Source organism: Flavobacterium luteolum (assembly GCF_027111275.1).
In the GTDB taxonomy this organism is placed as follows: domain Bacteria; phylum Bacteroidota; class Bacteroidia; order Flavobacteriales; family Flavobacteriaceae; genus Flavobacterium; species Flavobacterium luteolum.
The window spans coordinates 4,874,057-4,894,918 of sequence record NZ_CP114286.1; the positions used below are offsets into that span (position 1 = coordinate 4,874,057).

The 20,862-nt window shown below is 32.3% G+C and carries 19 protein-coding genes; 16 read left to right on the forward strand and 3 right to left on the reverse strand.

Annotation, left to right across the window (positions count from 1 at the left end; genetic code table 11):
• The first annotated feature begins 26 nt into the window (after positions 1 to 26).
• The 4 genes from OZP10_RS20715 to OZP10_RS20730 all read left to right on the forward strand — a co-directional run bounded on the left by OZP10_RS20715 (position 27) and on the right by OZP10_RS20730 (position 3,616).
• Positions 27 to 860: a DUF4846 domain-containing protein gene (locus tag OZP10_RS20715; protein ID WP_281632565.1), complete on the forward strand. Its 834-nt coding sequence runs from the start codon at positions 27 to 29 to the stop codon at positions 858 to 860.
• Positions 861 to 1,607 carry a M15 family metallopeptidase gene (locus tag OZP10_RS20720; RefSeq protein ID WP_281632566.1) on the forward strand — a complete coding sequence of 249 codons (747 nt, stop codon included), beginning with the start codon at positions 861 to 863 and terminating at the stop codon, positions 1,605 to 1,607. It abuts the gene before it with no gap.
• Positions 1,608 to 1,678: 71 nt separating this feature from the next.
• Positions 1,679 to 2,575, forward strand: a complete 897-nt coding sequence (locus OZP10_RS20725) for a LysR family transcriptional regulator (protein WP_281632567.1) — start codon at positions 1,679 to 1,681, stop codon at positions 2,573 to 2,575.
• Between the two features lie 75 nt (positions 2,576 to 2,650).
• The gene (locus tag OZP10_RS20730) at positions 2,651 to 3,616 is read left to right on the forward strand and encodes a YeiH family protein (protein WP_281632568.1); all 966 of its coding nucleotides are present in this window, start codon (positions 2,651 to 2,653) and stop codon (positions 3,614 to 3,616) included.
• 2 nt (positions 3,617 to 3,618) lie between these two features.
• Here OZP10_RS20730 and OZP10_RS20735 read toward each other — a convergent pair whose 3' ends face one another.
• Positions 3,619 to 4,569, reverse strand: coding sequence for a hypothetical protein (locus tag OZP10_RS20735; protein ID WP_281632569.1), 951 nt, complete (start codon positions 4,567 to 4,569; stop codon positions 3,619 to 3,621).
• 176 nt (positions 4,570 to 4,745) lie between these two features.
• On the opposite strand from OZP10_RS20735, the gene OZP10_RS20740 reads away from it, so the two are divergent.
• Entirely contained in the window at positions 4,746 to 5,744 is a 999-nt protein-coding gene (locus tag OZP10_RS20740; RefSeq protein ID WP_281632570.1) for a zinc dependent phospholipase C family protein, read from the forward strand.
• A gap of 72 nt (positions 5,745 to 5,816) precedes the next feature.
• Here OZP10_RS20740 and OZP10_RS20745 read toward each other — a convergent pair whose 3' ends face one another.
• The gene (locus tag OZP10_RS20745) at positions 5,817 to 7,952 is read right to left on the reverse strand and encodes an LTA synthase family protein (protein WP_281632571.1); all 2,136 of its coding nucleotides are present in this window, start codon (positions 7,950 to 7,952) and stop codon (positions 5,817 to 5,819) included.
• 201 nt (positions 7,953 to 8,153) lie between these two features.
• Here OZP10_RS20745 and OZP10_RS20750 point away from each other — a divergent pair, with 201 nt between their 5' ends.
• The 10 genes from OZP10_RS20750 to hisIE all read left to right on the forward strand — a co-directional run bounded on the left by OZP10_RS20750 (position 8,154) and on the right by hisIE (position 18,250).
• On the forward strand, positions 8,154 to 8,816 hold the full coding sequence (locus OZP10_RS20750) for a response regulator transcription factor (protein ID WP_281632572.1): 663 nt from the start codon (positions 8,154 to 8,156) through the stop codon (positions 8,814 to 8,816).
• 4 nt (positions 8,817 to 8,820) lie between these two features.
• Entirely contained in the window at positions 8,821 to 10,221 is a 1,401-nt protein-coding gene (locus OZP10_RS20755; protein ID WP_281632573.1) for a sensor histidine kinase, read from the forward strand.
• Between the two features lie 313 nt (positions 10,222 to 10,534).
• A complete protein-coding gene (hisG, locus tag OZP10_RS20760) occupies positions 10,535 to 11,392 on the forward strand; it encodes an ATP phosphoribosyltransferase (protein WP_281632574.1) in 858 nt (285 codons plus the stop codon).
• Positions 11,393 to 11,517: 125 nt separating this feature from the next.
• Positions 11,518 to 12,801 (forward strand): histidinol dehydrogenase, encoded by a 1,284-nt coding sequence (hisD, locus tag OZP10_RS20765; RefSeq protein ID WP_281632575.1) that lies wholly within the window; start codon positions 11,518 to 11,520, stop codon positions 12,799 to 12,801.
• Between the two features lie 107 nt (positions 12,802 to 12,908).
• On the forward strand, positions 12,909 to 13,955 hold the full coding sequence (hisC, locus tag OZP10_RS20770; RefSeq protein WP_281632576.1) for a histidinol-phosphate transaminase: 1,047 nt from the start codon (positions 12,909 to 12,911) through the stop codon (positions 13,953 to 13,955).
• Between the two features lie 170 nt (positions 13,956 to 14,125).
• Complete coding sequence (hisB, locus tag OZP10_RS20775) at positions 14,126 to 15,262, forward strand: bifunctional histidinol-phosphatase/imidazoleglycerol-phosphate dehydratase HisB (protein WP_281632577.1); 1,137 nt, start codon at positions 14,126 to 14,128, stop codon at positions 15,260 to 15,262.
• A gap of 102 nt (positions 15,263 to 15,364) precedes the next feature.
• Entirely contained in the window at positions 15,365 to 15,952 is a 588-nt protein-coding gene (gene hisH / locus OZP10_RS20780) for an imidazole glycerol phosphate synthase subunit HisH (RefSeq protein ID WP_281632578.1), read from the forward strand.
• 93 nt (positions 15,953 to 16,045) lie between these two features.
• The gene (gene hisA, locus OZP10_RS20785) at positions 16,046 to 16,771 is read left to right on the forward strand and encodes a 1-(5-phosphoribosyl)-5-[(5-phosphoribosylamino)methylideneamino]imidazole-4-carboxamide isomerase (RefSeq protein WP_281632579.1); all 726 of its coding nucleotides are present in this window, start codon (positions 16,046 to 16,048) and stop codon (positions 16,769 to 16,771) included.
• Between the two features lie 82 nt (positions 16,772 to 16,853).
• Positions 16,854 to 17,609 carry an imidazole glycerol phosphate synthase subunit HisF gene (hisF, locus tag OZP10_RS20790; RefSeq protein ID WP_281632580.1) on the forward strand — a complete coding sequence of 252 codons (756 nt, stop codon included), beginning with the start codon at positions 16,854 to 16,856 and terminating at the stop codon, positions 17,607 to 17,609.
• 44 nt (positions 17,610 to 17,653) lie between these two features.
• Positions 17,654 to 18,250, forward strand: coding sequence for a bifunctional phosphoribosyl-AMP cyclohydrolase/phosphoribosyl-ATP diphosphatase HisIE (hisIE, locus tag OZP10_RS20795; protein ID WP_281632581.1), 597 nt, complete (start codon positions 17,654 to 17,656; stop codon positions 18,248 to 18,250).
• A gap of 68 nt (positions 18,251 to 18,318) precedes the next feature.
• On the opposite strand, the gene OZP10_RS20800 is transcribed toward hisIE, so the two are convergent.
• The gene (locus OZP10_RS20800) at positions 18,319 to 19,017 is read right to left on the reverse strand and encodes a carbohydrate-binding family 9-like protein (protein ID WP_281632582.1); all 699 of its coding nucleotides are present in this window, start codon (positions 19,015 to 19,017) and stop codon (positions 18,319 to 18,321) included.
• A gap of 168 nt (positions 19,018 to 19,185) precedes the next feature.
• Here OZP10_RS20800 and OZP10_RS20805 point away from each other — a divergent pair, with 168 nt between their 5' ends.
• Positions 19,186 to 20,841 (forward strand): M1 family metallopeptidase, encoded by a 1,656-nt coding sequence (locus OZP10_RS20805; protein ID WP_281632583.1) that lies wholly within the window; start codon positions 19,186 to 19,188, stop codon positions 20,839 to 20,841.
• Positions 20,842 to 20,862: the final 21 nt, after the last annotated feature.

The following is a 20,862-nucleotide window of genomic DNA, read 5'->3' on the forward strand; positions in this document are numbered from 1 at the left end:
GGTTGTAAATTAAATGTCATAAAATTATGAAAGTTAAATTCTTTTTTATTGTAGCAATTTTGATGATAATCTTTTGCTTTTTTTCGTTTTCAGAGACAAATAATACCAACAAAAACAATCTTTTAGAAAACAAGATTCAGCAACGTTTTCAACTGCCTCAGGGATTTGTGAGAGAAGAGGAATCTAAAACTTCATTTGATTTTTTTTTGCGAAATCTTCCATTGAAACCATTGGGTTCAAATGTTTTGTATTTTAATGGAACTATAAAGCCAAATCGAAACGTTTATGAAGCGGTTGTGGATTTACCCATTGGAAAACAGGATTTGCATCAATGTGCTGATGCTGTGATGCGTTTACGAGCGGATTATTTTTATTACCAAAAAAAGTATGATGAAATACATTTTAATTTTACCAATGGTTTTCGAGCTGATTTTAGTAAATGGGCTGCAGGTTACAGAATTGCAATTAAAGGCAACAAAACTACTTGGGTTAAAACTGCAAAACCATCTGACAGTTATGAAACTTATTGGAAATATTTAGAGACGGTTTTTATGTATGCAGGAACGGCTTCGTTAGAAAAAGAACTGAAACCAATTAATGTTTCAAACATAAAAATCGGGGATGTTTTTATAAAAGGAGGCTTCCCAGGCCATGCTGTTATTGTAGTTGATATGGCTGTGAATCCAAAAAACAATCAGAAAATTATGCTTTTAGCACAAAGTTATATGCCAGCACAGGAAATTCAAATATTGAAAAATCCAAATAATATTTCTTTGAGTCCGTGGTACGCTGTCGATTTTGGAACTTCTCTGAAAACCCCCGAATGGACTTTTAGTTCTTCACAATTAAAACGTTTTTAAATGAAACGATTCTTTTTTTTAGTCCTTATATTTCAAAATGCTTTTTCTCAAGAAATACCATTGAATGTTCAAAAATTAATTAAAGCATATCCAGATCAAATTATTGGCTATAAAGACAATAAAATTATTTTTAGTGATAAATCAAGTTTAGGTTATGATGATTTTAAGAATAAAACGAATCAAGAATTATTAGATCATCCTGATATTGAGGATCAGTTTAAGTTTGTTTATAATAAAGCAGATAAGAATTTAATTCCAAAGGAAGATGCAGGAAGAATTCGAAATGAAGCTTTTTTTAAGAAAATTTACGGAAATTCAAAATCAGAAGTAGAGTCAAAAATGACTGAAATTATTTGGTGCCCAAAATTAGTAAATCAAAAAATAAAAGTAACAACCGTAAATGGAATTGATAAAATAGTAAAAAAACTCTCTGCAGAATTAGATAATAATCCAGAATTTAAAAAATACATTAATGCTATTGGGGGTACATTTAGTTGGAGAAAAATTTCAGGAACAAACCGATTGAGTATGCATAGTTATGGAATGACAATAGATATTAATGTCAAACATTCTAATTATTGGCAATGGGATTGTAAATGTAAAAATGAAGAAGTTTCTCTTTCGTATAGAAATCAAATTCCCCTCAAGCTAGTTTCAATTTTCGAAAAATATGGTTTTATTTGGGGAGGAAATTGGAAACATTATGATACAATGCATTTTGAGTATCGACCTGAGCTTTTGTTATAAATTTTAAAATTATTTTATTGCAAAAAAAATAATAAGGACGAAAGTAGATTACGTATTAAAAATTTATGATTATGGACTTCAGGCTAAAAGTTTTCTATACCGTTGCGCTCCGCCTTAATTTTACTAAAGCGGCAACAGAATTGTATATTACGCAGCCGGCAGTTTCCAAACATATCCAAGAATTAGAAGAAACGTATAAAACCAAACTCTTCGAACGAAACGGTTCTAAAATTGCTTTAACCCCAGCTGGAAAAATCCTTTTAAAATATACTAAAAGTATTTTCGATATTTATCGCGAAATAGATTTTGAAATGAGTTCTTTCAATAAAGAACGGCAAGGATTATTGCGATTAGGAGCGAGTACTACCATTTCGCAATATATTATTTCTCCAGTTTTGGCTAGTTTTCATCAGAAACAAAAAGACATAAAAGTCAATTTACTGAATGGAAATACAGAGCAAATCGAAAACGCCTTAATCAATAAAGAAATTGAGATCGGAATTGTAGAAGGACAGTCCAAAAATCAATCTATAAAGTACATTCCGTTTTTAAAAGACGAATTGGTTTTAGTTTGCAATAGCAATAATCCATTTGTTAAACAAAATGAAATTTCGGTAAACGATTTAAAATCAATGAAATTCATAACTCGAGAGCGTGGATCGGGAACACTTGAAGTTATAGAATTTGCTTTGAAGAAAGCAGGTTTAAAATTTTCAGATTTACAAATCGAAATGCAACTTGGAAGTACGGAAAGTATAAAATCATATTTGCTGAACTCTGATTGTTTTGCTTTTATGTCTATTCATGCTGTAAATAAAGAGCTAAAAAACAAAGAGTTGATTGTTTTGGACGTAGAAAAACTGTCTGTAGAAAGATACTTTTATATTATTACTTTACAAGGAAAATCAGATTCTTTATCAGAATTATTTATTCAAAATTTGGCTACTCATTATAACTTGAAGTTATAGCCTATTGCAATTTACGATTGGTGTTTTCAATATAAACAGCGGAACTTTGCAACATAATATCAATACCCATTTATTTTGAAAACAAAAGAACAAACCACTGCACAATTATTTGAAATTAATCAATCTGTACAGCAAGTACTTTTTCTTGCCGTAATTCTATTATGTTTATTTTCGATTATTTCTCCACCAATTGCGCTTTTATTGGGCGTTTTAATTGTAAATCTTTTCGGGAATCCATTTGTAGAATTCAATCACAAAGCTATTACGTTTTTATTGCAGTTTTCGGTTGTTGGTTTAGGATTCGGAATGAACGCCACCAGTGCAGTTTCAGCGGGGAAAGAAGGATTTGTTCTAACTGTTTTTTCAATTTTTAGCACTTTACTTTTCGGATTACTTTTAGGAAGGTGGCTTAAAACAGAAAGAAAAACATCCCATTTAATCTCTTGCGGAACAGCAATCTGTGGAGGAAGTGCCATTGCTGCTATTTCACCAGTAATAAAATCAAACGAAAATCAGACTTCAATTGCCTTGGGAGTTATTTTTATATTGAATTCAATTGCCTTATTTGTTTTTCCGTTCATCGGGCATCAATTAGATTTATCTCAAAAAGATTTTGGATTATGGTGTGCCATTGCGATTCACGATACCAGTTCTGTAGTTGGTGCTGCTAATAAATATGGCGCAGAAGCACTGCAAGTTGCTACAACTGTAAAATTGGCAAGAGCTTTGTGGATTATCCCCATTTCAATCTTGACCGCTTTTCTTTTTAAAAGCAAGAATTCAAAAATCAAAATTCCTTATTTTATTGGTTTGTTTATTATAGCAATGCTGGTAAATACTTATGTTCCGTCAACAGCTGTTTTTACAGGACATCTTGTTGGTATAGCAAAAATTGGTTTAACCATAACCTTGTTTTTGATTGGAGCAACTTTAAATTTTGCTACTTTAAAAACAGTAGGAGTAAAGCCTTTGCTTCAAGGTATTTTTCTTTGGATTTTTATAGCAGTTTTAGCTTTAGTATCAATTCTGTATTTAGGATAGTCTTATTTTACATTAGAGAATTTTACAATTGGTTTGTCAATCATTTTGTAAAATTTTCCTTTGAATGAATAATGTCTCTCAATTATAAAGTTAAACTGCTTTTTAGTTTTTGCCATTTCTGTAAGTTCAGCGGGTAAATCAACTTCAAAATCATCTTCTGTTCCTTTGGCTTTTTTGTATGAGCCTGTTGTAATAATTTTAAAATCTCTAAAAAACTTTTTATTATTATCTGTAATCACAGTGTAAGAACTTGACCATTCTGAACTTGCACTATTTGTAAGTGAGTAATTGTCAACTTCCATTAAAGGTTGGTATTTTCCGTCAAATCCTGCAATTATGTAAAAATAACCGTTGTAAGGAGCACCTGCGCCACCATTTGCATGTAAAAACGATAAAGCATATTGGTCTTCTCCAATTTCAACCAATTTTGGAATTGGGCATTGCGCAAAAGCCCCAAATGCAGCAATTGCAGGCTGAAAAGATTTCATTTCCCAATAGTTGCCATTTTTTGCAAATTTTGCCAAGCCTAATAATCCGCCAGAAAAACGTCCTGTCTGGAGTCCGTCTTCATCATGTATAGAATGGTTAAATGCCAATATTTTAAATTGATTGCCTTTGGAGTCTGAATAGTCAATATTTGCTAAAAGCCTTGTTGCAACACCTTCAGTATATGGAAACAGCTGATCTCCTTCAACGCCGTTTACGTCTAGAAAAGGAGCGGATTTACAAGATTTACATTTCCAGCTTATAAAGGTGTTTTTATCAGCAAGATGATACAAGTTGCCAGGAAACAATTTTTGCGTCGTTTTTGCACTGTCAAATGGATCAGAAACCTTGAGGGTTCGTTTTGGATTCAATATAGTGTCACTGATATTTTTTAACTGTAAATCAGTTTCTTGTGCAAAGCAAAAAGAAGAAATTAGCAGGGAGAGATTTAAAACAATCTGGCGCATAAAAAGTGTATTTGTTTATGAAAACAAATGTATAAAGAAAATTATTGTTAATATGAGCTTCTGTTGTTATTAGAGCGAAAAATCTCGAAAATCTAAATTTTGTAAATCTTAATTACAGTATTTTTTGCGTATTCTTTAATTAAAACTAAATTTGCTCCCTCTAATAAAAAAAACAAATGAAGAAAATCCAAATGAGACCAAAACTAATCGCTTTCGGGGCTTTAGTTATTGGGTTTATTATGCTTTCATGGGGAAATGTTGGCCATGAGCGTATTAACAAAGCAGCTGTAATGGCTTTACCAAAACAATTACAGATCTTTTTTTACAATCACATTGATTTTATTACACAAGAAGCTTCGGTTCCAGATATCCGTAAGTATGCTTTAAATTATAAAGAAGAAGGGCCAAGGCATTATTTTGATATGGAAAACTTTGGTTCGGCTGACACTTATCCACAGACATTAGAAGAAGCAAAACAAAAATATGATGCTAAATTTTTAAGCGATAATGGAATTTTGCCTTGGTATATTGAAGATATGATGGCGAAATTGACTAAAGCTTTTAAAGAAAAAAACAGAGCTGAAATCTTATTTCTTGCAGCAGATTTAGGTCATTATATTGGTGATGCTCATATGCCATTACATACTTCTAAAAATCACGATGGGCAATTGACTGATCAAAAAGGAATTCACTCGCTATGGGAAAGCAGATTACCGGAATTATTCGTTAAAAATTACAAATTAAATGTTCCTGAAGCGCAGTATTATGCTAATGTTCACAAAGCAATTTGGGATATGATTAATGATACTCATACTTTAGCACAACCTTTATTGGATATTGATAAGAAATTAAGAGTTGCAACTCCAGAGAATAAAGTTTTTGAAATGGATGCAGAAGGTAAAATCGCAAAAACAAAATACAATACTTCTAAATTCTCTGATGAATATGCTAAAAAATTACACGAGCAATTGAACGGAATGGTTGAAAGCCAAATGAGAAAAGCAATTGCTGCAACGGCAAGTTTTTGGTATACTGCTTGGATAAATGCAGGTAAACCTGATTTAAGTGATTTAGACTCACCAGCTGTTACACAAAGAAATTATCAATTTTTGCAGGATGATTTAAAATTATACCAAAAAGGAGATTTATTTGGAATGAAAAACCAAAACGAATAGTTTCTATATTTCTTAAAGTAAATAAAAAAAGCGGCAAATTCAATGAATTTGCCGCTTTTTTTTAGTTTATGCTTAGCGAACTTTTGCGTACAATTTATCATTTTTACCTGTTAAGCCAGTATGCTGGTATTCTTTCTCTTTCAATACATAAGAAGCTGCTTGGTAATAAGAAATGGTGTGGTCAATTAAACTTTCATTTTCAGATTTTAAAGGAATTTCATCGTAATGAATTTGAAATTCTGGAGCTATACCTGGCGTAGGATTTAGTTTTAATTGAAACTGTTTTATCTGTTGTTTTGGAGATAAAATAGTTAGAACTCCATCTTTAATTAACCCTAAATCTTGATACGTTGCTATAAAAGCTCTCGGTTGATAATCAGATTTAAAAACATCACTACCGAAGAACTTACTTTGATAATCAAAATTTAGCAATCCAAACAAAGTTGGCATTACATCAATTTGCGACATCAATTTGGTATATTTTTCAGGCTTCATATCTGGCGTGTATATCAAAGCTGGAATTCTGTATTTGTCTAACGGAAGCTCAGTTTTTCCTGCGCTCGATGCGCAGTGATCGGCTACAATTACAAAAACAGTATTCTTAAACCAAGGCTGTTTTTTAGCTTGATTGAAAAACTGACGAAGTGCATAATCTGTATATTTCACACCGCCATCACGTGATTTGATATTACCAGGAATATCAATTTTATTGTTAGGATATGTAAAAGGTCTGTGATTGCTAACTGTCATGATATGATTGAAGAAAGGCTTATTTTGCTTAGCTTCAGCATTCATGATTTTTATAGCTTTATTATACATATCTTCATCACAAACTCCCCAAACGTTAGAAAATGTAATTTCGTTTTCAGCAAAGCTCGACTTGTCAATAATCTCATAACCGTTTCCGGAGTAGAAATCTTGCATATTATCAAAAAAAGCATCTCCGCCGTACATGAATTTTACGTTATAGCCTTTTTGAAGAAAAACAGATCCAGTAGAGAATTTATTTTTATTGTCTTCTCTCTTCACAACGCTTTCACCAGCTGTTGGAGGAAGGCATAAAGTTACAGCTTCAAGGCCACGAACTGTACGGTTTCCTGCTGCATATACATTGGTAAAGAGTAAACTTTTTTGTGCAAGACTATCTAAAAATGGCGTAATATTTTGTTCATTCCCATACATTTTCATGAAATCAGCACTTAAGCTTTCAATGGTGATTAAAACGACGTTTTTACGTTGCTCTAGTAAATCTTCTTTTATTTCACGTAAAGTGTTTTTTTTAGAAATAGCAGGTATTTCTTGTCTTAAAATTGCAAAAGCTTTATCGTTTGGAATAGTTTTATAGAATTTAAAATAATCCAATTTGTTGTTCTGAAATGCCAGATAGAATTTATAAATTCCATTAGATTGTAATTCATTAACAAAGATGTTTTTTGAATTTTCCGTTTTTGCCAAGCCTGGTACAGCAAATAGAGAAATAACAAATAGAACGGCGTATAAAGCAGTAATTTTTAGTTTTTCAGAAAAACTAGGAATGTCGTCGATGTAATTTCTTGATTTCTTGATGATAAAATAAGTAATAATTCCTGTTACAATAAATAAAGCAGAAAATATAGGAACTACAGGATACGATTGCATAATATTACCGATAACCTCATTTGTGTATATTAAATAATTAACAGCTATGAAGTTGTATTTGACACCGAATTCATTCCAAAAGAAAAACTCGCTTATCGCATTTTGAAGAATCAATAAAACATATAGAAAGATTACAAAGGCAAAAAGCCAGAATCTTATTTTGGTTTTATGCTTTGGAAGAAAAAGAAAAAGAGCAAATAGAATTGTTTTTACACCAACAAAAATCAAAACGATCTTAGGCAGAGCACCACCATATTCATCAAATATGCTTTTTCCGGAAGCCAAATAAATTAAAAGTGCTACAAAACCTCCAAGAATAATATATCCGTAAGGCTTGTTGTATTTTGAATTAGAAATGAAAACAAGATACATCCACAAGAAAGCTGATGCTAAAATAAACACAAAAAAGTCAGATAATAGACCTAATGAGAAGATTTTTAAACTCTCAGAGAAAGCAAATGAGCTTTGAGTTATGGGATGAAACAGCAATACTATTCTAAGTGTAAAACTTACAATAAAATACAATAAAGCAAGATTGTAAAAAGGCGAAAGTTTTTTGAAAAAATTCATCAGATTTATTTTTTTACAAAATTACTTTCGAATCATTAATGCCAGATTAAGTTCAACTTTTACCTTACTTAACATTAACTTAAAGTTTGCTTAAGATGCATATTTTCTTTATTTATTGGAGCTTAGCATTATTTCTGAGGGCTAAATTCTCTATCTTTGGGTTGAAAAAATGGAATTCAAATTTTAAAAATGATATAGTAAATGCATATTTTAATAGTGGAAGACGAAGTAGGTATCGTCCAATTTCTAAAACAAGGTTTACAAGAAGAAGGTTATCAAATTACCACAGCTGCCGATGGTTCTAAAGGCTTTGAGCTGGTTCAGGAGCAAAAGTTTGATTTGATTCTTTTAGATTGGATGTTGCCTAAAATTAACGGTCTTGATCTTTGTAAAGCTATTCGAATTAAAGACCAGACTACGCCAATCATTTTCTTGACTGCCAAAGATACTGTTCAGGAAACCATAGAAGGTTTAAAAGCTGGAGCAAACGATTATATCAAAAAGCCTTTTAGTTTTGAAGAATTGGTGGAGCGTATTAAAGTTCACTTTAGAAACAAAAAAAAGATTGAAACTTTGACACTTGGCAATATTACAATGGATTTGTCGAGGCATATTGTATTAAAAGGTGAAGAAGAAATATCACTGACTCAGCGCGAATTTGAGCTGTTGGCTTATTTAATAGAACATAAAGGAAAAGTTTGCACAAGAAATCAGATTTTGAGTGATGTTTGGGAAATCAATTTTGAATATGACACTGGCGTTATTGATGTTTTTATGAATGCAATTCGAAAAAAACTAAACCTTAAAATTGAAGAAGATTATATAAAAACGATTCGAGGCATTGGATATATCGCCAATGATTAATAAGATGACATCATTATCCTTTAAAAATAGAATTGCCTTAAATTATATTGTAGGAACAGGGCTTTTGGTTTTGGCGGTCTTTTCTGCTATCTACTTTATTGTCAAACTAACGGTTTACAACCATATCGATGAAAATCTTAATATAGAAATTCAGGATCATTTAAAAGAGCTAAGAATAGAAAAAGGTGCTGTTATTTTTATGGATGCCGAAGAGTGGGAGGAAAGAGAACACAATTCAGTCGATGTAAATCCCATTTTTGTCCAATTTTTGGATTTGAACAAAAAAATTATCGAAAAATCTCCTAATTTAAAAAATGAGAAACTTGTTTTTCATGAAAGGAAAGAGCATTTTCATCCTTTTGATACGAAATTATTAGGGAATAAAATTCGCCAGACACAGGTGCCGCTTCATGTGCAATCTAAGAAAGTGGGTTATTTGATAATTGCAATGTCGCTTTCTGATTCTTCAAAAGTTTTGGATAATCTGATGGATACTTTATTGATTACCTTTCCTATTATTCTGCTTATTTTGTTTTTCTTAGCGAGATTTTATGCGGGAAGAAGTATAAGACCAATAAATAATATTATTCAGACCTCTAAAATCATTACAAAAGACAATTTAAAAGCACGAATTCCGATCCCTAAAACAAGAGACGAATTGTTTGTACTTTCTAAAACAATAAATAGTCTTTTGAATCGAATCGAAGAGGCAATTGAACGCGAAAAACAATTCACTTCGGATGCGTCTCATGAGTTAAGAACTCCTCTTACCGTTATTAAAGGAACACTTGAAGTGTTGATACGTAAACCTAGAGATAATAAAGAGTACGAAGAAAAAATTAATTATTGTATTAATGAAGTTGACCACTTGAATTCGCTTGTTGATCAGCTGCTTTTGATGGCTCGTTTTGAGAACCAAAAACAAAATATTCATAAAGAAAATGTCTATTTGAATGCGGTAGTTTTAGATGTTTTGAAATTGAATGCAGAAAAAATTAAAACGGGAAGAATTAATGTAATATTAGAGGCTTCGGAAGAGTTTTATATTTATTCTGATAACTATTTAGTGATAACTATTCTTCGAAATATTATTTCAAATGCTGTAAAGTATTCAAAACCAGATAGTAAAGTTACGATATCATTATCAAGAGAAAACCAAAAGATTATATGTAATATTTCAGATCATGGTATCGGAATTGCAAAAAAAGATCTTGAATCAATTTTGAATCCTTTTTTCAGATCAGATTCACTGAATCATGCTGAAATTAAAGGAACTGGACTTGGATTGTTTATTGTGAAACGAATGACCGATCTGCTTAAGATTAAATTTAAAATTGAAAGTGAAATAGGAAAAGGAACGAAAGTTCTATTGGTTTTTGATGAATATGATAATTCGTTAAAGTAATTTTAAAATTCTTAAGCATAATGCTGTCTGTGGCGATTTTTAACAATAAACTATCGTTAAGTTAAAATAAAAATTGCTTTTTAATTATTTTATCTAGTATATTTGCAACCGAATCAAAGAAGTAAAAAAACAAAACAAATCATGATTTCAATTCAATTACATCATCATCATTTACATTATTGCTCTCAAGCGATGTGTTAATGGTATGCATGTAAATCATCATATTTTAAAACCCGTTTGAGTACATCAAACGGGTTTTTTAATTCAAGCTCTCTTTGTACTCAAACTATTAATCCAACAAACAACTAAAAAAATGAGTACTTTAAAAATTGCAATTCAAAAATCGGGTCGTTTAAACGAAGACAGCATTCAAATTCTAAAAGACTGCGGTATTTCAATCAATAACGGAATCGATCAATTAAAAGCTGAAGCTTCAAATTTTCCTCTTGAAGTTTTATATCTTAGAAATTCAGATATCCCTCAATACTTGATTGATGGAGTAGTAGATTTAGCCATTGTTGGCGATAATCTTTTGGTAGAGAAAGGAAAAGGAATTGAAGTGGTTCAGAAGCTTGGATTCTCAAAATGTAAAGTTTCTGTAGCAGTTCCTAAAACTTTCGAATACAATTCGGTTCAGGATTTAGCTGGACTTCGTATTGCTACTTCTTATCCAAATACAGTTAACGAATATTTCAGTAAATTTGGTTTAAGTGTTGATATTCACCAAATTTCAGGTTCTGTAGAAATCGCACCAAATATCGGACTTGCAGATGCTATTGTAGATATCGTTTCAAGCGGAAGCACTTTGTTTAAAAATAACTTGAAAGAAGTTGAAGTTATTTTGAAAAGTGAGGCAGTTTTAGCAGTTTCTCCAAAAGTTTCTCCTGAAATCCAAAAACACATCGATACTTTAAAATTCAGAATTCAGGCAGTTTTAAGAGCTAGAAATTCAAAGTATATTTTAATGAATGTTCCAAATGATAAAATTGAAGCCGTTGGAAAAATCCTTCCAGTTCTTAGAAGTTTGACAGTTCTTCCTTTGGCTCAAGAAGGCTGGAGCAGTGTACACTCTGTAATCGATAAAGATACTTTCTGGGATGTAATAGATCAATTGAAAGAAGTAGGAGCAGAAGGAATTCTAGTTTGTCCAATTGAGAAAATGGTGCTATAAAAATAGAAGTTCCAATATGAAAATTCCAAATTCCAAACTGTAGATACTGCTTTGCGAACTTAGCATTTTTCAAGACAAAGAGAATAATAAAACCTTGCGCCCTTTGCGGTAAAAAAAATAAAGGCATGAATAAAATAGATAATCCAAAACCAGAAATCTGGTCAGAAATATTAAAAAGACCAACACAAACTGTTGATGATATTGAAGTTACAGTAAAAGAAATCTTTAAAGAAGTTCAAAGAAAAGGAGATGAAGCTGTGGCAAAATATACTTCAATTTTTGACGGAATTTCGTTAGAGAACTATGACGTTTCTCAAGCAGAAATTGAAGAAGCAATTAGTCTGATTCCGATTGAATTGAAAGAAGCGATCGAACTAGCAAAAAACAATATTTATAACTTCCATAACGCTCAAAAAACAGATCGCGTTTCTGTTGAAACTATTGATGGGGTAAATTGCTGGCAGGAAAAAAGACCAATTCAGAAAATTGGTTTATACATTCCAGGTGGTACAGCACCATTGTTTTCAACTGTTTTAATGCTTGCGGTTCCAGCAGAAATTGCGGGTTGTAAAGAAATTGTATTGTGCTCTCCTCCAGATAAAAAAGGAAAAATTAATCCCGCAATTTTATATGCCGCAAATTTATGTGGTGTAACTAAAATTTTGAAAGTTGGTGGAATTCAAGCAATTGCAGGAATGACTTTCGGTACACAATCTATTCCAAAAGTGTATAAAATTTTCGGACCAGGAAATCAGTTTGTAACCGTAGCAAAACAATTGGCAACTCAGTTTGGAGTTGCAATCGATATGCCTGCCGGTCCTTCAGAATTGTTAATTGTGGCAGACGACTCTGCTGTTCCTGCTTTTGTGGCTTCAGATTTATTGTCTCAGGCTGAGCATGGAACTGACAGTCAGGTAATTTTAGTTTCGACTTCAAGAAAGCTAATTGATGAAGTCGAAAAAGAGGTTCAGTCTCAATTAGAAGTGCTTCCAAGAAAAGCCATTGCAGAAAAAGCGATTGAGAATTCGAAATTAATTTATGTTGAAAATGATCAGATTGCTTTAGATTTAATTAATGAATACGGGCCTGAGCATTTTATTATCTGTTCAGAATATGATGATTTCTATTGTAACGGAATCGTAAATGCAGGTTCTGTTTTCATCGGAAATTATACGCCAGAAAGTGCAGGAGATTACGCGTCAGGAACCAATCATACTTTGCCTACAAATGGCTATGCTAAGAATTATAGCGGCGTAAATCTGGACAGTTTTATGAAATCGATGACTTTTCAAAAGATTTCAGAAAAAGGAATTCAAAACATTGGAAAAGCAATAGAGTTAATGGCTGAAGCCGAAGGATTACATGCGCATAAAAATGCTGTGACATTAAGGTTGAAGAGTTTAGATTAAGAAAGAGGCAAGAAGCAAGAAGCAAGAAGCAAGGACAAAGAAAACAGCATGATAGAAATCTTTTGTCTTTCATCTTGATTCTTTCTTCTCAAAAAAGATAAAAAAAAATGAAATTCGATATAAATACAATTACACGTGAAAATGTAAAATCTTTAAAACCCTATTCTTCTGCAAGAGATGAGTTTGAAGATTTTGATACAGCCGAAATGATTTTTTTGGATGCCAATGAAAATCCGTTTCAAAATGGAGTAAACCGTTATCCAGATCCGCAGCAAAACTCAGTTAAAGCGATTTTGGCTAAAAACAATAATACGAAGCAAAGTCAGATTTTGCTGGGAAATGGAAGTGACGAAGTTTTAGATTTGCTTTTTAGAGCTTTCTGTGAACCGAAAAAAGACAATATTATTTCTCTGCCTCCAACATACGGAATGTATGGTGTTTTAGCAAATATCAATGCTGTAGAAAACAGAGAAGTTCTGTTGGCAACGGATTTTCAGCCTCAAGTTGAAAAGATTTTAGAAGCGGTTGATGAAAATACAAAAATCATCTTTTTATGCTCGCCAAACAATCCAACTGGAAATTCATTCTCAGACGAAAGCGTAGTGAAATTACTTCAAAATTTCAAAGGTTTAGTCGTAATTGATGAAGCTTATATTGATTTCTCAAATAAAGAAAGCTGGCTGACAGAAATAGATGAATACCCAAATTTGGTGATTACACAAACACTTTCTAAAGCTTATGGTTTAGCTGGAATTCGTTTAGGAATCTGTTATGCTTCTGAAGCTGTTATTTCGGTTTTAAATAAAATTAAACCGCCTTATAACGTAAACGAATTAACGCAGCAAAGAGCGAAAGAGCGATTAAAAGATTCAGAAAAAATTAAGCAAGAAATAGCCTCTATTATTGAGCAAAGAGAAGAATTACTTAAAGTTTTACTTGAGGTAAGTTTTGTTGAAAAAGTATATCCAACAGAAGCTAATTTTATATTAGCAAAAGTGGATGATGCGGACAAAAGATACGATCAATTAATCGAAAAAGGAATTGTGATTAGAAACCGAACTACACAACCTTTATGCGAAAATTGTCTTCGTTTTACAATTGGAACAAAAGAAGAAAACGCTGTTGTAATTAGAGAATTAAAATTGTTGAATTAAAAAATATAGCCACAGATTATACAGATTAAAAGGATTTTTTATTCTGTTTGTGTTTGATTTTTTTGCCACGAATTACACGAATTTACACGAACTGAATTAGTGAAATTTGTGTAATTCGTGGCAAAAGGAAATTATTTTAATCCTTTTAATCTGTGGCAAAACAAAAAAATATGAAAAAAGTACTTTTTATCGATCGTGACGGGACGATCGTTTTAGAACCTGAAAATTACCAATTAGACAGCTTGAATAAACTGGAATTTTATCCAAAAGCATTTCAATATTTGGCTAAAATTGCAAGCGAATTAGATTACGAATTGGCAATGGTAACCAATCAGGACGGATTAGGAACTGATAGTTTTCCTGAAGATACATTTTGGCCAACACAGAATTTTATTCTAAAAGCTTTTGAAAATGAAGGAGTTGTTTTTGATGAAATTTTCGTAGATAGAACTTTTCCAGAGGAAAATGCGCCAACACGTAAGCCAAGAACAGGAATGCTAACTAAATACCTAAATAATCCAGAATACGATTTAGAGAATTCTTTTGTTTTAGGAGATCGTTTAACTGATGTAGAATTGGCTAAAAATCTGGGTGCAAAAGCCATTTTCATGAATGATACGGATGGTGCAGGAAGCAATGAAATTTCAGCTAAACGTGAAGAATTGAACGAAACAATTGCTCTACAAACGATGGATTGGAAGAAAATCTATGAGTTTTTGAAGTTAGAAGCTCGTTCAGCATCAATTACAAGAAAAACTAACGAAACGGATATTTATATCAATCTAAATCTTGATGGAACAGGAAAAAGCAAAATAGACACCGGAATTGCCTTTTTTGACCACATGTTAGACCAAATCTCACGTCATGGTCAAATGGATCTGGAAATCACTGTAAAAGGAGATTTAGAAGTAGATGAGCATCACACCATCGAAGATACTGCTATTGCTTTGGGAGAAGTTTTCGCGAAAGCACTAGGAAACAAATTAGGAATTGAGCGTTACGGATTCTGTCTTCCAATGGATGATTGTTTAGCGCAAGCAGCAATTGACTTTGGTGGAAGAAACTGGCTGATTTGGGAAACGGAATTCAAACGTGAAATGGTTGGTAAAATGCCAACAGAAATGTTTTATCACTTCTTCAAATCGTTTACAGACGGTGCAAAAGCCAACTTAAACATAAAAGCAGAAGGAATCAACGAGCATCATAAAATCGAGGCGATCTTTAAAGCTTTCGCAAAAGCGATAAAGGTAGCCGTAAAAAGAGATACCGAAAAAATGATTTTACCTTCGACGAAAGGAATGCTTTAATTGAGTCGAAAGTTAAAAGTCATAAAGTCGAAAGATTTCAAATTATGGATATCAAAGAGCGACTTTAAGACTTTAGACTTTAGACTTTAAGACTAAAATTAAATGAAAATAGTAATTATAAATTACGGAGCAGGAAATATTCAGAGCATTATGTTTGCTATTGAAAGATTGGGTTTTAAAGCCATTTTGAGTAATAATCCAGACGAAATAAAAGCTGCTGATAAAGTGATTTTTCCTGGCGTGGGCGAGGCGAGTTCGGCGATGGAAAAACTTCGTGAAAGTGGTTTGTATAGTTTGATTCCGCAATTGAAACAGCCAGTTTTGGGAATTTGCCTCGGAATGCAATTAATGTGTAATAAAACAGAAGAAGGAAATACAAAAGGTCTTGGGATTTTTGATGTGGATGTTTTGAAATTTTCAAGCAATGTAAAAGTGCCTCAAATGGGATGGAATCAAATTTATGATTTAAAAACCGATTTGTTTAAAGATATTTCTGAGAATGAATTTATGTATTTGGTTCATAGTTTTTATGCACCCAATTGCAAGGAATCTATCGCCACAACAAATTACGATGTTGAATACGCATCGGCTTTGCAAAAAGATAATTTTTACGGAACTCAGTTTCACCCAGAAAAAAGTGGCGATGTTGGAGAAAAGATTCTAGGTAATTTTTTAAAAATGCCAATTTAAATATCAAAAATCAATATCAATCAAAATACCAATTTTTAAGAATCAAAAAGACTTTAAGACTTTAGACTTTCAAACTTTAAGACTAAAAATAAAATGAGAATAATACCAGCCATAGATATCATTGAAGGAAAATGCGTTCGTTTGTCCAAAGGTGATTATGATACTAAGATAATTTACAATGAAAATCCGCTTGAAGTGGCGAAATCATTTGAAGCACATGGAATCGAATATCTGCACTTAGTAGATCTTGACGGTGCAAAATCAAGCAAAATTGTCAATTATAAGATATTAGAACAAATTGCAACTCAAACAAGCCTTAAAATTGATTTTGGTGGCGGATTAAAGTCTGATGACGATTTGAGAATTGCTTTTGAAAGTGGTGCAAATCAAATTACAGGCGGAAGTATTGCTGTAAAAAACAGAGCAATTTTCGAAAAATGGATTTCAGAATATGGTTCAGAGAAAATCATTTTGGGCGCTGATGCAAAAGATGAAAAAATTGCTGTTTCTGGTTGGTTAGAAGAATCTAATGAAGATTTAGTTCCTTTTATTCAAGATTATCAATCAAAAGGAATTCAGTATGTCATTTGTACTGATATTGCCAAAGATGGGATGCTTCAAGGGCCAAGTTTTGATCTTTACAGTAAAATTTTAGGAGAAGCAAAAGACGTAAAACTAATTGCTTCTGGCGGAATTTCAACTTTCGACGAATTACCAAAACTAGCCGAATTAGGTTGCGAAGGAACAATTATTGGTAAAGCAATTTACGAAGGAAGAATTAGTTTGAAACAATTAGAGAATTTTATAATTAGTAAATGAGAAAATTTGATAATTAGATAATGATTTAGCAAATGCAGAAAATTATCTAATTGACTAATTATCTAATTAACACATTAAATAAATGTTAGCAAAAAGAATAATACCTTGCTTGGATATAAAGAACGGAAGAACGGTAAAAGGCGTTAATTTCGTTGATTTGCGCGATGCTGGCGATCCTGTAGAATTGGCTGAAATTTATTCTGCTGAAGGTGCAGATGAATTGGTTTTCTTGGATATTTCGGCAACAGAAGAAAGACGCAAAACACTTGTGAATATGGTGCGAAGCGTAGCAGAAAAAATCAATATTCCGTTTACGGTTGGTGGTGGAATTTCATCTATAGAAGATGTTGATATCCTTCTGAATAATGGAGCTGATAAAGTCTCAATTAATTCATCGGCAGTAAAAAATCCGCAGTTAATCAATGATTTGGCTAAGAAGTTTGGAAGCCAATGTGTTGTAGTTGCAATCGATGCTAAACAAATCGACGGAAAATGGATTGTACATTTAGTTGGCGGAAAAGTACCAACTGAACTGAATTTATTCGACTGGGCTGTTGAAGTGGCAGAACGTGGTGCGGGAGAAATCCTTTTTACTTCAATGGATAATGACGGCACTAAAAATGGTTTTGCAAACGAAGCTTTGGCTAAACTTTCAGAATTGGTAAACATCCCGATTATTGCTTCTGGAGGAGCCGGAAATATCCAGCATTTTGTTGATTCGTTTAAAGAAGGAAAAGCAGACGCGGCTTTAGCAGCAAGTGTTTTTCACTTTAAAGAGATTGAAATCAAAGCATTGAAACAAGAATTAAGAAATAATAATATTGAAGTTCGATTATAGTTTTGACTTTAAGACTTTGGACTTTACAACTTTAGAATAAAATTATGGAAATCGATATCAAAAGCGCACATGGACTAATTCCCACGATAATTCAGGATTCAGAAACTAAAAATGTTCTGATGCTGGGCTATATGAATGAAGAATCGCTTCAAAAGACAATAGAAACACAAAAAGTAACTTTCTTCAGCCGTTCCAAGCAAAGACTTTGGACAAAAGGCGAAGAGAGTGGTAACTTTTTAAATTTAGTCAGCATTAAAAACGACTGTGATGGCGATACATTACTAATTCAGGCAAAACCTGTCGGACCAACATGCCACACAGGTGCAGATACGTGTTGGCAAGAACCAAATGATGCAAATTATGGGTTTATTTCACAATTAGAAAACACGATTAAAACCAGAAGAGAAAACGCTGATTCTGAGAAAAGTTATGTGGCTTCTTTATTTGAAAAGGGAATCAATAAAATTGCTCAGAAAGTAGGTGAAGAAGCGGTAGAAGTGGTAATTGAAGCTAAAGATGATAATGATGATTTATTCCTTAGCGAAAGCGCCGATTTATTGTTTCATTATTTAATTCTGCTTCAAGCAAAAGGATATCAATTGAATGATGTTGTGGAAGTTTTAAAAGGACGCCAGAAATAAAAATATTTGGTTTCAAGTTTCAAGTTCCATGGGATAACCTGAAACTTGAAACCTGAAACAAACTAAACTTACTCCATAAACTCAAAAGCAGTAAATTCTGTTGGTTGATGAAATCCAAAAATTGAAGTTTTATATGACTGTAAAGCAAGATATTCGGTTGTGTTACCGTAATCAATCCTAAAAGTATTTCCTTTCCATTTTGTTCCAATTTTTGGCTTCTGAAAGCCTCCATTTTTAATTTTTTCAAGACTCGAAAAAGGAATTTTAATTTCTACAGCATATCCTTCGGGAGTTATTTTACTTACAGATTCGAGGCCTTTAATGTCAAAATCCATTGCAGTATTCCAGCCTCCACATTCTGGCGAAATACATTTTAAAAGCAAATCGTAGTTTATAGAAAATGCATTTACGCCAATTTCTATATAATTTTGGCTATCTCCATCGGGATCTAGGAAAATTTCAACTAAATCATCGGTATTAAATATTTGAGAGTCTTTTGTTTGTTGTGTTCCAATAATTTTAGAATCAATAGAATTAAAAGCAACGTAAAGATTTTCATTATTCCACAAAAGAGAGACAAAGGTTTTCTGAGTGGCTTTTTCTTCTGTATTATGAATCACAAATGGGCCTAAAAAAGGTTTATCCCAATCAGATAAATTACCGTCAATTCTTATTTTATTGTTGGTTTTATAGACAGGAATGTTTTGTGAATTTGCAGCTATCGAAAACATCACAATTAAAAAGAAAACCAGCTTATTCAAACTCATACACATGAAATCTAAAATTTTGAGAGCACTAAAATAGAGAAGAATAATCAATTTCGACGCTGTTTATTGATATTGAAATGATAATTTTTCAAAAAAAATAATTCGAATGTTTACATTTGTTGAAGATTAAGCTGGTTTAATTGCCTAATTATTTCAAATTTATAAATAATGAAAAAATACTTTGGTGGCGTAGTTTTCGCCTTTTTGGTTGGTTTTAGTGCCAATGCTCAAGGACTTTTAAATAAGTCAGAAACTGTATTTACGCATCAGGATACTTTGCGTGGAAGCATCACAAAAGAGAGAGCATGGTGGGATTTAAAATATTATCACCTTGATATAAAAGTGAATCCGAAAGAAAAGTCAATTTCAGGTTCTAATACAGTTCGTTACACTGTTTTAACAGAAAACAACCGTATGCAGATCGATTTGCAGCAACCAATGAATATTACCAAAGTAACGCAGAACGGAAAAGAGTTAAAGTTTGAAAGAGACAGAAACGCATTTTTCATCACTTTAAACGAAAAACAAAAAGTTGGCGATACAAAAGAGATTGTAGTTTCATTTAGCGGAAAACCTAAAGAAGCTGTTAAAGCACCATGGGACGGTGGTTTTTCTTGGAAAAAAGATAAAAACGGAAAAGATTTTATTGCTACATCTTGTCAAGGTTTAGGCGCGAGCGTTTGGTGGCCTTGCAAGGATCATATGTATGATGAAGTAGAAAATATGTTAATCAGCGTGAATGTTCCTGGAGACTTAACGGAAGTTTCAAACGGAAGATTACAAAGTGTTAAAAAAGAAAAAGACGGAAGTAAAACTTTCAACTGGTACGTTTCAAATCCTATCAACAATTACGGAGTAAATATTAATATTGGCGATTACGTTAATTTCTCAGAAGTTTTTAAAGGCGAAAAAGGAAATTTAGATTGTAATTATTATGTATTAAAAGACAATTTAGCTCTGGCAAAAGAGCAGTTTAAAGATGCTCCTAGAATGTTGAAAGCTTTTGAAAACTGGTTTGGTTCTTATCCTTTCTACGAAGACAGTTATAAATTAGTTGAAGTTCCATATTTAGGAATGGAACACCAAAGCTCTGTAACTTATGGAAATCAATATAAAAATGGTTATTTAGGACGTGACTTAAGCGGAACAGGTTGGGGATTAAAGTTTGATTTTATCATCATTCACGAATCTGGGCACGAATGGTATGCTAATAATATCACGTACAAAGATATTGCAGATATGTGGGTTCATGAGAGTTTTACAAACTATTCTGAAAGTCTTTTTGTGGAGTATTATTACGGAAAAGATGCTGGTGCAGAATACGTAATTGGATGCAGAAAAAATATTCAGAATGATAAACCAATTATTGGTCATTACGATGTAAATAATGAAGGTTCTGGCGACATGTATCCAAAAGGAGCTTCAATGCTTCATATGATTCGTCAAGTAATCAATGATGATGCAAAATGGAAATCGATTTTGAGAGGTATGAATAAAACTTTTTATCATCAAACCGTTACAGGAAAGCAGATTCAGGATTATATTAACGAACAATCTGGAATTAATTTTAACAGAGTATTTGCTCAATATTTAACTACAACTCAAATTCCGGTTTTTGAATATATGTTTAAAAATGGAACTTTTGGCTACCATTGGACAAACTGTGTTGCTAAATTTGATATGCCAGTAAGAGTAAAATTAAATGGTGTTGAAACTTGGCTGAAACCAACCACAGAATGGCAATCAGTAAAAACAGATAATGAAGATAGAAAACTAGAAGTAGACAAAGATTTCTATGTGACAACTTCTAATATAGTCGAATAATTTTTTTTAATTTTCAATATA

What these genes read in the sequence shown, in the direction of transcription:
- OZP10_RS20720 (WP_281632566.1), top strand. Translation starts at nt 861, where the DNA reads ATGAAACGATTCTTTTTTTTAGTCCTTATATTTCAAAATGCTTTTTCT.
- hisD (WP_281632575.1), top strand. Translation starts at nt 11,518, where the DNA reads ATGAATAAAATAGATAATCCAAAACCAGAAATCTGGTCAGAAATATTA.
- hisIE (WP_281632581.1), top strand. Translation starts at nt 17,654, where the DNA reads ATGGAAATCGATATCAAAAGCGCACATGGACTAATTCCCACGATAATT.
- OZP10_RS20800 (WP_281632582.1), bottom strand. Translation starts at nt 19,017, where the DNA reads ATGAGTTTGAATAAGCTGGTTTTCTTTTTAATTGTGATGTTTTCGATA.
- OZP10_RS20725 (WP_281632567.1), top strand. Translation starts at nt 1,679, where the DNA reads ATGGACTTCAGGCTAAAAGTTTTCTATACCGTTGCGCTCCGCCTTAAT.
- hisG (WP_281632574.1), top strand. Translation starts at nt 10,535, where the DNA reads ATGAGTACTTTAAAAATTGCAATTCAAAAATCGGGTCGTTTAAACGAA.
- OZP10_RS20755 (WP_281632573.1), top strand. Translation starts at nt 8,821, where the DNA reads ATGACATCATTATCCTTTAAAAATAGAATTGCCTTAAATTATATTGTA.
- hisC (WP_281632576.1), top strand. Translation starts at nt 12,909, where the DNA reads ATGAAATTCGATATAAATACAATTACACGTGAAAATGTAAAATCTTTA.
- OZP10_RS20750 (WP_281632572.1), top strand. Translation starts at nt 8,154, where the DNA reads ATGCATATTTTAATAGTGGAAGACGAAGTAGGTATCGTCCAATTTCTA.
- OZP10_RS20715 (WP_281632565.1), top strand. Translation starts at nt 27, where the DNA reads ATGAAAGTTAAATTCTTTTTTATTGTAGCAATTTTGATGATAATCTTT.
- hisF (WP_281632580.1), top strand. Translation starts at nt 16,854, where the DNA reads ATGTTAGCAAAAAGAATAATACCTTGCTTGGATATAAAGAACGGAAGA.
- hisA (WP_281632579.1), top strand. Translation starts at nt 16,046, where the DNA reads ATGAGAATAATACCAGCCATAGATATCATTGAAGGAAAATGCGTTCGT.
- OZP10_RS20745 (WP_281632571.1), bottom strand. Translation starts at nt 7,952, where the DNA reads ATGAATTTTTTCAAAAAACTTTCGCCTTTTTACAATCTTGCTTTATTG.
- hisB (WP_281632577.1), top strand. Translation starts at nt 14,126, where the DNA reads ATGAAAAAAGTACTTTTTATCGATCGTGACGGGACGATCGTTTTAGAA.
- OZP10_RS20740 (WP_281632570.1), top strand. Translation starts at nt 4,746, where the DNA reads ATGAAGAAAATCCAAATGAGACCAAAACTAATCGCTTTCGGGGCTTTA.
- OZP10_RS20735 (WP_281632569.1), bottom strand. Translation starts at nt 4,569, where the DNA reads ATGCGCCAGATTGTTTTAAATCTCTCCCTGCTAATTTCTTCTTTTTGC.
- OZP10_RS20805 (WP_281632583.1), top strand. Translation starts at nt 19,186, where the DNA reads ATGAAAAAATACTTTGGTGGCGTAGTTTTCGCCTTTTTGGTTGGTTTT.
- hisH (WP_281632578.1), top strand. Translation starts at nt 15,365, where the DNA reads ATGAAAATAGTAATTATAAATTACGGAGCAGGAAATATTCAGAGCATT.